Origin of the sequence: Glutamicibacter arilaitensis, from assembly GCF_044793945.1 — a bacterium.
Classification (GTDB): domain Bacteria; phylum Actinomycetota; class Actinomycetes; order Actinomycetales; family Micrococcaceae; genus Glutamicibacter; species Glutamicibacter arilaitensis_B.
Genome location: NZ_CP084994.1, coordinates 2,157,728 through 2,170,425, shown reverse-complemented (window position 1 = coordinate 2,170,425; position 12,698 = coordinate 2,157,728). Strand labels below are relative to the sequence as shown.

At 59.8% G+C, this 12,698-nt stretch carries 15 protein-coding genes; all 15 read right to left on the bottom strand.

Features of this window, described 5'->3' with window-relative positions; genetic code table 11:
- Positions 1–9: 9 nt before the first annotated feature.
- Complete coding sequence (locus LG294_RS10220; protein ID WP_404285436.1) at positions 10–1,074, bottom strand: hypothetical protein; 1,065 nt, start codon at positions 1,072–1,074, stop codon at positions 10–12.
- Between the two features lie 11 nt (positions 1,075–1,085).
- Positions 1,086–1,832: a hypothetical protein gene (locus LG294_RS10215; RefSeq protein ID WP_404285435.1), complete on the bottom strand. Its 747-nt coding sequence runs from the start codon at positions 1,830–1,832 to the stop codon at positions 1,086–1,088.
- A gap of 9 nt (positions 1,833–1,841) precedes the next feature.
- A complete protein-coding gene (locus LG294_RS10210; RefSeq protein ID WP_404285434.1) occupies positions 1,842–4,319 on the bottom strand; it encodes a phage tail tape measure protein in 2,478 nt (825 codons plus the stop codon).
- 182 nt (positions 4,320–4,501) lie between these two features.
- Positions 4,502–5,059, bottom strand: coding sequence for a hypothetical protein (locus LG294_RS10205; RefSeq protein ID WP_404285433.1), 558 nt, complete (start codon positions 5,057–5,059; stop codon positions 4,502–4,504).
- A gap of 87 nt (positions 5,060–5,146) precedes the next feature.
- Positions 5,147–5,605: a phage tail tube protein gene (locus LG294_RS10200; protein WP_404285432.1), complete on the bottom strand. Its 459-nt coding sequence runs from the start codon at positions 5,603–5,605 to the stop codon at positions 5,147–5,149.
- 17 nt (positions 5,606–5,622) lie between these two features.
- A complete protein-coding gene (locus LG294_RS10195; RefSeq protein ID WP_404285431.1) occupies positions 5,623–6,078 on the bottom strand; it encodes a minor capsid protein in 456 nt (151 codons plus the stop codon).
- Positions 6,078–6,404, bottom strand: coding sequence for a hypothetical protein (locus LG294_RS10190; protein ID WP_404285430.1), 327 nt, complete (start codon positions 6,402–6,404; stop codon positions 6,078–6,080). Before LG294_RS10190 ends, LG294_RS10195 begins: the two co-directional genes overlap by 1 nt.
- 23 nt (positions 6,405–6,427) lie before the next feature.
- Complete coding sequence (locus LG294_RS10185) at positions 6,428–6,754, bottom strand: hypothetical protein (protein ID WP_404285429.1); 327 nt, start codon at positions 6,752–6,754, stop codon at positions 6,428–6,430.
- On the bottom strand, positions 6,751–7,176 hold the full coding sequence (locus LG294_RS10180) for a hypothetical protein (protein ID WP_404285428.1): 426 nt from the start codon (positions 7,174–7,176) through the stop codon (positions 6,751–6,753). Before LG294_RS10180 ends, LG294_RS10185 begins: the two co-directional genes overlap by 4 nt.
- 17 nt (positions 7,177–7,193) lie before the next feature.
- Positions 7,194–7,538 (bottom strand): hypothetical protein, encoded by a 345-nt coding sequence (locus LG294_RS10175; protein WP_404285427.1) that lies wholly within the window; start codon positions 7,536–7,538, stop codon positions 7,194–7,196.
- A 2-nt stretch (positions 7,539–7,540) separates the two neighbouring features.
- On the bottom strand, positions 7,541–7,840 hold the full coding sequence (locus LG294_RS10170; protein ID WP_404285426.1) for a hypothetical protein: 300 nt from the start codon (positions 7,838–7,840) through the stop codon (positions 7,541–7,543).
- 2 nt (positions 7,841–7,842) lie between these two features.
- On the bottom strand, positions 7,843–8,790 hold the full coding sequence (locus LG294_RS10165) for a major capsid protein (RefSeq protein WP_404285425.1): 948 nt from the start codon (positions 8,788–8,790) through the stop codon (positions 7,843–7,845).
- A 13-nt stretch (positions 8,791–8,803) separates the two neighbouring features.
- Complete coding sequence (locus LG294_RS10160) at positions 8,804–9,544, bottom strand: hypothetical protein (protein ID WP_404285424.1); 741 nt, start codon at positions 9,542–9,544, stop codon at positions 8,804–8,806.
- Positions 9,545–9,980: 436 nt separating this feature from the next.
- Complete coding sequence (locus LG294_RS10155) at positions 9,981–11,063, bottom strand: phage minor capsid protein (protein WP_404285423.1); 1,083 nt, start codon at positions 11,061–11,063, stop codon at positions 9,981–9,983.
- A 3-nt stretch (positions 11,064–11,066) separates the two neighbouring features.
- A complete protein-coding gene (locus LG294_RS10150; protein ID WP_404285422.1) occupies positions 11,067–12,674 on the bottom strand; it encodes a hypothetical protein in 1,608 nt (535 codons plus the stop codon).
- Between the last annotated feature and the right edge of the window lie 24 nt (positions 12,675–12,698).

Genomic DNA, 12,698 nt, shown 5'->3' with positions numbered 1-12,698 from the left:
GCCGCCCCCTTAGATGACCTCAAAGTGAATCCAATCGGATGTGATCTCGCCGGAGAATTTCAGGATCATGTTGTCCTTCCACCCGGAACTGATGTAGGGGTCATCGCTCACGTACCATCGGACACTTGTGCCTGGTTGCAGATCCCAGAGCGTCTTAATGACTGGGCCGCGTTGGGAAATATCGAATCCGTACTGTGCCAGCAGTCCTGCCCGTGCTGCGACCTCACCCTGGGCGAACGCAGATAACTGTGTGCCGTCCTTCAAGTTTTTGGCTTGTTCGGCGCGCTCTATCGCGAATGCGCCTGACCCGCCGGCTGATCGGATGATCATGTCCACTCCTGAACCTTCGCCGACACCAACGACTTGCGTTGCAAGCTCGCGTGCCGTCGTTTTCACGGTGAGGTTACGCCCGTACGATTTGGCGGCCGAGAAGTTCACTTCGATCTGATTGTTGTCGGGATTCATGAACCCGGTTCGGAGGGTGAACTCTAGACCGTCGCGTGCAGCGTTCCAGCGTGGCCGGAAGTCAACGTCTGGTCCGTCAGCAAGATCCATGATCTCTTTGATCGCACCGACTACGGTGTCTGCGTTATATCCGTAGTAGGTGCGTGAGCGTCCGCCAGCGTAGTCGTCCTCATACACCATCGGGATGGTCCGTCCGGCTCCGGTTGTCCCGAGCTGGACAAGACGCTTGACGATGGTGTCGTACTCCATGCCGGAGTATGTGGTCTTCCACGAGGGCATGACCTCGGTGCGGATAGGCGCGATCAGACGTAGTTCGATTAGGGACCATATGTCGTCGTAGTTGAGCGTGAGTGTCTTTGTGTCTCGGTTGTAAGTTGATTCCCAAATGATTCCCGCGTAGATCACTACGTCGTCAGACTCTACGACGAGGCACCGTTCAGCTGGGGCGAGCTTGGTGATTGTCGATGCGACTTTCGTATCTGCAAGGTTGAATGAGGCTGACCCGCTGCCGCCTTCATTCATGGCGCGCGTCCAGCTGCACGACTTAGGGTCTACGACTGTTTTGTCTTGCCAAGTGGTTGTGGAGACTGTGTAGACCTTGTAGCTCACGGATGCCTCCTTTAGATATACGTGTCGTGGTAGGCGACGCTGATCGCCGCTGACCCGCTAACCGGTGTGACGCTCATGTTCTGCGCCAAGCCCGGATTGATCTGCGCGAAATTCACCGCGCCGAAACCACCAGCAACCACCGCACCATTGATCCGGAGAATGCCGGTACGGAAGTCAATCTCATGAGTATGGTTGTTCGCATTGATGTACCGGGTCACTGTCACCGAACGCCCATTCAGCGTTAGTGTGTAACCGGCCGCGGAACCCGTCACCGTGACCACAGGCCACGCAGGAACCGTGCCCCGCTGGAACAAAGAAGCCGGAGACGTGTCCGAACCGCCTACCGCATGCACCTTCCCGTACTTGAAAGGGTCAATGAATCTGAGTTCCATTTGGAATGGGAGGTGCCGACCCTTGAGTTCCCCGGGGACGATCCGCCCACGTCGCGCTTCCGCCCAGCGAGTCATCCCGAATTGTTCTACCTGCATCCGTGCCGGCGTGCGGAGTAGCGCAGAAAGTTTCTCTCTCGCGTCGAATGCATACTCCGCGGACTTTGCCGCCAGTCTGCCATTCAGGGTGACGAGGCGGGGACCATAGAACACTTCTGCGTCGTAGTCCCCGTCCGCCAGCGGGCGCGGCTCCGACGTGGTTTTCTCTGCCGGAGACGAGCCCCACCCCTCCATCCCAAGGACGCGCCACGACCCGAAGCGATCCAGCCCGTGGAGTGTCTGCCCGCCAAGGGTGACTGATTTACTCATGCGCCCTCCTTAGAGCAGAACATCGGCGCCCTGTGCGCGTAAGGATTCGTTGGCGCGGGATTTGAAGATCTGCCATGTTGCTTCTGGATCTTCTTGCCCCTCGATCGTCAAGTTACCGATGTGGATTCCACCCGATGTTGCATTGGAGGATGATCCAGCGTCACGAGCCGTGGACCCGCTGAAGGCATAGTTGCCACCTCCCTGCAGCTCTGGGTCGATGCCGTTCTGGATCATCCAGGACACATCAGACAGTTGCGAGCCGAGGGCCGGCATGGAATCCTTCAGGCCAGTGTTCAGGCCGTCCATAATCCACCCGCCAGCCGGAACCAGCAGGCCGAGGTCGTACCTCTTCGGTCCCTTGTGGTCTGCGATCCATGAGCCGATGCCTCCGACAAAGTCCTTGACCGCGTTGAATCCCTCGGTCAAGCCATTCAAGAAGCCATCTAGGATCTGCTTGCCAGCATCGAGCAGCAGGTTTCCGAGGTTGCCAAGCGCACCGAGGATACGATCTGGAAGGCCCGTGAACCACTCGATGACCGCGTTGATTCCATCGGATACGCCGGTCTTGATGTTCTCCCACGCGCCAGTGATGAAGCTGACGATGTTCGCCCAGGCCTGCGAGGTGAAGGTGCTGACCTTTTCCCAGTTGAGAATGACCAGCGCAACCAAACCGATGATGGCGCCGATGATCCAGCCGATAGGCCCGAGGGCAATGAACCATGCGGCGGCCATACGGACGGCTTGCGCCATCGCTTGAGCGCCCATGAGTATCCATGCCCCGACGACGAGCGCTGCTTGGATGCCCATGGTGATGGCTCCCGCTACTGCGGGGATACCCACACCGACAACCCATGCAGCGGCCATACGTAATGCTTGAACGCCGGACTGCACTGCCATAATCACCCATTGGGCGACGTAGCGCGCGGCCGTGACGACCATGGACGCTACACCGCGAGCAGCTGCAGCGATCATCTGTGCAGTCCACACTGCGGCGATCTTCACCCCGTTGACAGCTGCCCCCACGGACATGACAACCCACTGTGCAACGTACTTCACGGCCATTGCGACCATTTGAGCGGACACCGCGATGAAACGGCCGACCATGACGTATGACTGGGCAACCCAAACAGCGGCGTGCTTGATTGCAGCGCCCGACATCGTGGCGAAAGCTACGACGTGAGCGGTGGCCGTAAGGCCTGCCTGGATAGCAAGGCGCACGAACACTGGGAGTAGCAGGAGTGTGATCACGCCTGCCCACGTGCCAATGGTTTCTTGATTCTCAACGAACCAATCGCCGAAGTCACTCAGGGCCGGCAGAGCTGTGTCAGTGATCCACGCGCCAATATCGGTGATTGCAGGCCCCACTGTGTTCGTGAGGTAGTTCGCCATGTTGGAGACGGCAGGCATGATGCCGACGTTGACCACGTCGATCAGCGCGGTTTCAGCCTGTCGCTTGAAGGAACTGAACCCGGCTTTTGCGCTGCCGGACAAGTCCTTCATTGCCTTGTCCGAAGAACCTGCGACACCTTCCAGCCCTCCGCCGGCATCAGCCAAGGTGCCGAGGAACTTAGGAATCTCGGTAACACTCAGATCTTCGAGCGGTGTTCCGAACAGAGCAATGGCTGCGGCCGACTGATCTGCTGGATCCTTGATTCCCTGGACACCCTTGATGATCTTCTGGAAAGCTTCGCCAGCCTGATCTCCACCAGCAAGTAGATCGTTGGTCATATCCTTTTGAGACAGGCCGATAGCTTCGTATGCTCCGCCGGAAGCTTTGGACATGTCCGTAGCACGGATGCCGAATTCCTTGAGCGCGTCACCGGTCTTGTCGATGCCGTACATGCCCTGCTCGGAGGACTTGACGAGCATCCCCATGGCTTTCTCACCGCTGATGCCAAGGTTCGAGAAGAACGGTCCGTACTCGTCGGTAGCATCGAGAATATCTTCGCGGACATTCTCAGGTACCGACTGCATGGCCTTGGTGAGCAGGTCTGCCGCCTGAGTACCATCCTTGGCCATGCCAGTGGTGATCATCTGCCCAGCAACCTGCGCGGCACGGGCAACGTCTACATCCATGGTCGATGCAAGAGTCATCATGCGCGCGGTCATGTCTTCAACGTCGGCTTGAGACGCGTCCTTCATGCCCTTGATGGAGGACATGACAGCGGATACGCCGGTGCGTACGTCGTCCATGGACTCGCCGAAGTTCTTCGCGTAGAGCGCGCCGGTAGCTTTGCCGAAGACCCCGGCTTGTTGTTCGTTCAAGCCTAGTGAGGCTTTGAACTTCTTGTTAGCAACTTCGATGTCCATGTTGTCGGCAATGCCCTTGCCGAGTGCAGCACCGATAGTCGCTGCGGCGGCAAGGGCGATTGCTGCACCGGCAACCCCGAAGCCCTTGAGGTTGCCCTGGGCGTTGGCGAGACCCTTGTCGAAGTTGGAGGAATCCAAGCCGATGGTGCCGAATAGCTCACCAAGATTCAATGCCACAGATAGCCTCCTATGAAGTTATTTCTTGCGGGGTGCAGCTATCGGGTTCAGAGCCATGCCGAGGCGCGTGGAATGCACTACGCGCCCGTCCGGTGTGTAGCCGTGCGGGCGCGTTATCAAGCCTTGGATGCGGACTGTGAGCCAGTGCCAGGAGCGCTCATTGAGGATTCCTGAGCCGAGGTCTATTCCTTGGTCTTGGAAGTCTGCTTCGATGCGGTTCCAGTGTTTGAGGATGTCTGACCATTTGTGGCCTTTGCCCGGGGCTTTGCCTTGGGGGTAGTCGTACCATTCGCTGAGACCTGTGGCTTCGTCGTATTGGCCGCGGCCGTACGGGTCCGGGTCGCCGTTCGGCGCTGCTCCCTGTTGGGAGCCGGGGATTTTCCCCCAGCATCGAAGAATCCCTTTGCCATTTCAAAGCCTTGAGTGGTCCAGATGAACGCGGTGGATCCGATGGCTTTCAGCGCGGTGGCGGTGGCTCCGTCGTCCAAGAGTTCCTGATATGTGTCGCCAAGGATTTCCTGGTAGAAGTCGAGTTCTTCCTCGTCGGATACGAGCTCAATGCTTGCGGGGTCAAGTTTTCCGGACTCTGCGGCCTTCACCCCGACGGCGAGTAGCTTTTGGAAGCGTAGCCCAGTTCGTGCACTTACTGGTTGGATCTGGTATTTCTTTCCCCGGTATGGGACTTGCAGGATCGGGTCGAGGAAGTCGCCCAGTTCGGTGAGTGTTGGCTTGGTGGCCATGGTGTTCTCCTACGTCGGGTTGGTCGAGGTTATGCTCGTGTGCGCCGCCACCTCGACAGGACGGCACACACGAGGGTTTTTGGTGGGTTACGCGGTGATTGGGATCAGTGCGCCGCGGCCGGTGAGGGTCAGTTCAGCGGTGGTGAGGTCGGTCTTCGGGCCGCCAGCGTCCACGAGCTGCACGTCTGCAATGCCTTCGTCGCCGGTCTTCGGGGTCGATCCGCGCTGGGAGAATCGGACGTGAACGAAACCGCCTTCGAGGACTTCGCGGGAAGCGGCTTTGAGGATCGCTTGCCCCGGGTCAGCTGGGAGTGTTGCTCGCGGGGTTTTCACGGTGGCTTCGGCGGTCCAGCTGATGCCGGTTGCGACCTGCGAACCCCAGTGAGTTCCGTCGAATTCGCCGTCGTCCTCGTAGTTTTTCTCGGGCTGTGGCGGGGTGAGTTCCATGATCCCGTTGACGGGGGTCCATGTGGTTGGGGTTAGGCCGTCGGTGTATTCGGCTACTTCGAGCAGCCAGTCGCCGAGGACGCCAGGGGTGATCGTCATGTTGGTTCTCCTTTTGGTTAGTCCCGGCGGTTGGTGCCGGTGCGTGTTACTTGCAGGTAGTAGTTTTCGGATGCGTGCTGACGGTTGTTGTCATCCGGTGGCAGGTTTGCCCCGGATTGTCGCCATGCCCGGACCAGCGGGATGCCTCCAAGGTCGACGGCTTGGAGGTCGTGGAGTGCGTCGAAGGCTCTGTCGGCAATGTCTTTGACGGTGGCGCGATTGTTGCGTGCCCCGCGGATGCGCAACTGCATTCCGATGACGCTGTCTGTGCTGCCGGAATCGGTGACGGGGTACAGGGTCATGGCGATCGCTTTATCGGGACCTTTCGGTGTGCCTTCGGAACCGATTGGAAGCTGGTCGATAGTGATTGCCACATCGTCGACCCCGTACACATTCGTGGGAGACCACATGCCCACGTTGCCAGCATGGAGGTGCGCTGCGATGCCGGTGAGCAGATCAATTTGGAAACCCATCACAGCTCCTTCTTGATTGCTTTCGCGATGATCTCGCGGACCGCGTCCGTTTCAGCGTTCATCGCGTTCTCAAGGTATTTGGCCGTGCGCCCGTTGTCGTGGTTCAGCGTCATGTCCTCGTGCTGGACCACGGCGTACGGGGTGTCGTAACTGACCACGGCTTGCAGGTTGCGTTCGTCCAGGCTGGTTGCGCCGGAGCGTTCCAGTGTCGCTTCCTCGTGAGGGACATCCTTGTTTGATTCGCCGAGCACATGTTCGGCCGCCAAGCCGAGGCCGCGCGCGGCGGCGCCACCGATGATGTCTTTGATTCGTGGGTTGATGTCCACTTGCCATTTCTTGCCCCGCGCCATCAGGTGAGGTTCACTTCCACGTGTGCGGGGAAGCCGAGGAATCCTTTGTTGGCAACCCCGGCTTTGATGACGTTCGCTGTACGGGAAGGCAAGACGACCTCGGATCCGGGAGTGAAGATGCTGGAGTACTCGGGCGGCCCTGTCAGTGTGGTCTCCGAGATGACCTCGGCACCTTGCCCATCACGAACGAGCGTGCGAGTTTCGTCCAGGAAGCAACGGACGTTCTCGTGTGTTGCCCACTCGTCGCCCCAGGCACCGGAGCCGAGGAACGTTCGGACGGTAACGAGGCTGTCGTAGAAGTCTTCTAACTCGTCGGCGGCGCTCACCTGGTCACCACCGGGCTGATCAGTCCAGCGTTGCGGAGGATAGCGAACGCTGCATGAGACAAGGTGGTCAGAGCATCCACGCGCGCCTGCTTGCTCCGGGCAGCGTCGGCAGCATCGTAAGACACCGACGCGCCCTTGATGCTTTTGGATGAAGCGACCTTCACAGACAGTTCATCCAAACCGCCAGCGGACGGATCGAGACTGTTAGCCACCCAGTAAGCTACCTGCGCGCAAGTAGCATCCCGAAACGCATCGCCGTCAGCAGTACGCCGTGGCAATCCGTCGTTGTCGACCGGATACACGGCCATCATGGTCGCTTCCTCCACAAGTGCTGAAGCCGAGCGGAGAAGGGGCACCACGTTATCCGGCGGTGCTTGGCCCGTCCATTCCTGAACGTCAGCAGCTGTTGCATAGATTCGCATGATGCCCCTCCTTTGGGTTATTCGGCTGGTGTCTGCTCTTCGGTCTTGGCTGGTACGCCTTCCCAAGACTCGATCAAGCTGGAACGGTTCTTCCCAGCCTTCTCCGCCTCCACAACACGGGTGAACTCTGCGTCTCGCGCTTCAGGGTCGGAATCATCCAGCCCTTCCACGTAAGCGCGGACTTCTCCGACATTGTGCTTCGACGGATCGAACGGGCCCGAAGGCTCAACTTCGACGGTGTACCCGGCGCCCTTGCAGTAGTTGATCACTGCCTGGTTGTCGGTTTCGGCAGTGCCGTTAGCGAACTGAACGCCACCGACAATGCCATTGAATTCAGCCACGGGGGCCTTGATGCTCGCCATGGTTATACCTCCGGCTCTACAGGTGTGTCAGCAGTTGGCTGAGAAGCGATCAGGCTTGCCAGCTCGTCTGCTTCTTGCGGATCTGGTGCAGCACCAACAGGCCCGGTGGCGATGGTGCGTACGCTCTCGTCGCCGTGCAGGCCGGGAGAGATGACGTTGGGGCCGTGCGGGTTGCCAAGCTCACCCGGGGCACCAGCGTTCGTTGGTGCGAGGAAGTCCGACGCTGAAGGGGTCACCGCTGCATCACGCAACGGCGACCCGATCAGAGTTGGCTCCACGTAGTTACGCGGATCAGCACCCATGGTTAGGCTCCTAGGCTGATGCCGCGGAACACGCCGGCGGCCTTGGTCTTCTTCAACGCCACACCGACTGGGCCCATTTCTACTTCGCCGGTCTTCACAGCACCGGGAGTGTCGAAGTCTGGGGCGTAGTAATTGATGACCTGACCGCCGAGGGTGGACAGTCCGTGGAAGCCGTCCAGACCGAATCGGATAGCGTACAGGTCGGTAATTCCAGCGGTGATCGGGATGACCGGTGCTGCCGAACCCGACTTCAAGCCAGCGTCAACCAGACGTGCGTCGTAGTAGCTGATAATCGTGGTGTCACGAGGACCCACAGTCTGAGTAGCCTGGTTGGCGTACCGGGCTGCCGCCTTGATCAGCTGGATGGTGCGCTTGTTGCCAACGAGAGCACCCGCTGCACCGTCGAGGCTGGCCAGCAGATCATCTACGTCGGTGAGGATCTTGAAAGCGAGAGCCTGAGTCATCGGGCCGGACCAGTCGCGCGCGGTCGAGTCCTCGGTGGAAGACCCAGCCAGCGCCTTGGACAGGCCATCGAACGAGTCTGCGTCCACGGCAGAGTCGCCGAGGATTACAGCCTCGCCGAACTTGGCCTGAACCGCCTTGATCTTCTGCGAGGTCTGCAATGCAACCTCGTTAGAAGCTGCAGGGCCAATCTTCGCGAGCACGCGGTCGATCTGGAAGGAACCGCCAAGGACCTTCAGTTCAGTGGTGAACTGCTGGGTGGTTGCTTCCTTCGGTACGTACTCGGAGTTGATCGCACGGAAGTCGGCTTCACCCGGGGTGACCAGGCGGCGGTAGCCATAGGTCAGGGTGGCGCCACCACCGGCGGGATTGACAACGTCGTCGAAGGTGACGAGTTCCATGAGGTCATTGGTGCGGAATTCGTCGATGACGGAAGTGTCGAACTCGGTCTGAGCGTTCTGAGACGCCTGGGCAAGTGTTACGGGCATGGGGGTTCAGTCCTTACTTGGTGCCGTAATGGTTAGCGGCAGCCTCGGCGAGGCTCACGCTTTTCTTGGTGCGCTGTTCGCCGGACCCGCCGGAGAAATCTGCGCCGCTCTTCCCAGCCGCCAGGACTGCTTTGAGCTTGGGGTTTTCGGTGATCGCATCGGTGATTGCCTTAGTTACGGCTTTCGTGTCGTTGTGATCGAGTGCCGCGAGCTTCGCCAGGAAGGCGCGGGAGTCTAGGAGTGCGTCAGCGTCGGCGCCTGCTTTGCCTGCGAGCTTGTAAACGGCCAGTTCGGTTCGGGCCTGCTTGGCGTCTGTGGCCTGCTCGGTGAGTTGGGCGGTCAGCTGTTCAGCGGTGGGCTTTTCGCCGTCCGTGGCGTCTGGGTTGAGGGCCTTGGTGATGGCGTCGAGAGTTTTCTTTGCCACGCGTTCATCGCCGGATTCCTTGCGAAGATCGCTGATGACCTTCTGCACGGCTGGGTCAAGTGATTCGATCTTGCCGTCCCACGGCTTAGCCTCGTCACCCTTTGGCGCGGGGAGACCTGGGGGAGGGGTGGCTGGTGTTGCAGGGGGCGCGGGGGTTCCTGCTGGTTCGCCTGCTGGGGTGCCGGCAGGAGTTCCGGCTGGGTCACCGTCGCCACCTGCGTTGGCGTTCATCTGAGCATCACCGAACTGCGCGCGGCGGTATGCGAAGAGGGCATCAAGACCGCCCGGGGCAGTGAGGTCAATTCCGTGGATGAGCTTAATATTTGGCATGACAACAGCCTTTCGAGTTAAGTGTCGGTGGTATTCGATATGGTTCGAGATGGCTGGCCACATGGGGTGGACAGCATGGACAGAAGGAAATATCGTGGCAACGCAAAAAGAACTAAATGACGAACTTGCAGCCGCCAAGCTGGCTCTACTGAAAAAGATTTCGTCTACTAACACAACATCCGCGGCTTACCGGGATTGCGCAGAGGCCTACGCGCTCCTTGCCGGTACAGCGAAGCCAGCCGGGCGGCTAGTGCAAAATGGCTAACACTGAGATTCGAGATTCGCAGTTCAACTGCCCTACATGCGATACAACGCTCAAAGAGCGATGGTCATATCGTGACGCGGGTACGCTATCGGGCGAGAAGGATTGGTTACCGGTTGGTAAGGCGTATTGCCCTAAAGGCCATCGTTTCCTATGGACGCTTAGCGGACCTGCCTAACGGTTCTTGATGTTGGTGCGGTGAGTTTGAACCTTCCGGTCATTCTCATCACGGAACACCTTGAACTCGGCCTGCTTGGCCCGGAGCTTCGACCCTGCTGCCTTACCCGCGGCGGGGTCGAACTCTTCCGCGATGAGCTTCTCCCGCTTCAACTCACGGATGCGACGCTCAAAGGCGCGCTGCCGTTGCCGTAAAGCATCACCTTGCGGATCCGCCGTATCCCTACCCGGCCCCTTAGTGATGCCCGGGAGGTAAATCGAATGCGAGTGCCGGCAGTTCGGGTGAAACAATCCGCGGCCCTTAGCCTCGGCCAGCGTCATCATCACCGTTCGCCCGTCTGACAGGGTGCCCTCGGTCTTGCCTCGCAGGGACAGCACTTGTCCTTCGAAGGGGCGACAGATTTTGCATTCCTCAGGAGCGTTAGACACGATTACTGTGTCGACGCCATACGATTCCAGCCGTTCTGCATGCCCTTCAAGCGCTGCCTGGGCGACGGTCGTGCGACCCACCATTTCGGCGTAGGCACCCATCTCCCAGGAACGCTTCGCACGGTCAACGAACCCGACCACGCCCTGCCCAGCGAGCTGTTGCAGGAACCGTAGGGAAGCGTCACGGCGAGTAAACGCACCGGACGCGACCTGTTCAGCTGCGAGCAGGCCGACCTTGGCGTAAACGTCCATGGTCCAGCGCCGCACCTGCAACCGCATAGCCGACAACGGTTGCACCGCCGCCCTCGCGAGAACGACATCAGTGCTGGTGTCACGGACGGCACCGTTCAGATCCATGCTGATCCCGACCCCTTTGAGGTCAGCGTCGGCGAAGCCTTGCCCACGATTGAACGCGAGCTTGGTGACTTCTTCGACGGCGCCGGGAATCTCATTGTCAAGATCGTTGAGGATCTTGTCCAAGGCGCTGATCATGCGACGCTGCGACATGAGCCGTTCAGTGAGCCAGTCCGGGGCATTAGCAGATTTAGCTACTGCCCGGGCCAGCTCCTGCAAGATCAGCGACTCAGAGCGGACGTACATGTCTCGGATCGCTTCGGCGAGGTCTGTAGCATCGTCAGGCCTGAATGGCATTGGTTAGCCTCCGAACATTCCAGACAGGTTGTTGCCGTCGACCCCAACCGTTTCAGGGTCGGCGACTTTACCAATACCGTTCTCCTGCTTGATGCGTTCGACCTCGGCCGTGATCCACGATTCGTCCTTGCCCGGGTTGACCAGGCGAACACGAGTGTCGATGGATGCTGTCTGCGCGGTCCAAAGCATCTGTGCGGTGCGCGCCAGTGCTTCGGGGTCGTCTTTGATGCCGTCGGCCAGCTCAAGAGTGATCGGTAGTGTGTCGTCGACACCGCTGCCGAACACGGCCTTGTCGATAGCCAGCATCTTCCGCACGAGAGCTATGAGCGTTGGGCGGACCGTGCGTCCCTTCCTACCTTGCGATAGCCCGGAGCGGCGTTCCTTGGCGAACACTTCAGTAGCGGTGACTGCGACATCTCCACCTTCGCCGAAGGTCTGAGCGGAGTAGCCGGCCGACTGGATGATCTGATTCCAGAGCAACGAGATCGTTTGTTCGTGATCAGCGACCCGGATGTCGAATTGGACCTTTTCGATGGCCAGCTTCGCATCAGCCACGGAGCCCGGTGCCGCGTTGACACCGGCGTAGATTTCGTTCTGTTCGAACGATGCCCCGCCGCCTGGACCGTTATTGGTGAGCATCGACTGGGGAACAACCAGCATGGCCTTGCCCAATCGGATGTCACGCATGAGCGAGGTGTACGCCTCGTCTAGTCCGTCGAGGAGCGGTTCGATGCCGTCAAGGTCGGACCGTCCGAACGATTTGCCGAGCGGGTCATTGCGCCACAGCCGGTTGGGGCCGATGTTCTCCCAGTGGAAGACATCGAGCCCTTCGGTGAGCGTGCTGATCTTGGAATCAGCGTCGACAGGTAGATCCGCGGTTGAGGGGTGCTCAGCAAGGGGGACGACGTGGCCGAGGTTGTCCGTGGTGCCTTGGTAGAGGCCGTGGAAGATCACTCCGATGCCTTGCGCGTCCGTCTCGTGGCGTTCGAGATGCCGCCAGACTATCTGCCCTTCGGTCTTGACAACGTTCCAGAAGGTCACCGCGACGAGTCGACCCCACCGGAATTCCGGGTATGCGGCGTCGTAGTCCACGGTTGTCACGAACGGGTGCTGGCTGATGCTGGTGTCCCAGGTGGCGCGGAGGTACACGCCGCCGAGCGCAGCAGCGGTTTCTGCGCCGTCAGCTAGTGCTTTGTGGAAGTCTGGGCCGGTGATCAGCTCTAGGCGTTCCATGGTGGTTTTCACGTTGGCCGGTGGCGCGATTGCGTTGCCGTCCTCGTCCACAGCGTCCTCGTGCTCGACGGCGATTACGGGTGCTTCGGCGAAGAGGAGGTCGGAGGAAGCCTGGCAGAGGTCTGACGCGACAGGGACGTGCAGCTTCCGCTCTGGTGTCGCGGTGAGGTCTGCGCTGGATTGTCCCCAGAAGAAGCGGGTGACGGCGCGGACTGCGGTGCGGACGATGCCGATGTTGGTTGGTCGGGTTTTGCCTGTGTAGACGCTGGTGAGCTGGTCGAGGTCGTTGGAGTACCAGGCGGCCCATTCGTCCCATTTGGTTCGCATTGGCGCGAGTTGTTTGGGCGGCCATGCTGTGCCGTTTGCCGGTAGTGGCATGAGCGTCCTCCTCGGGGTTTCGGG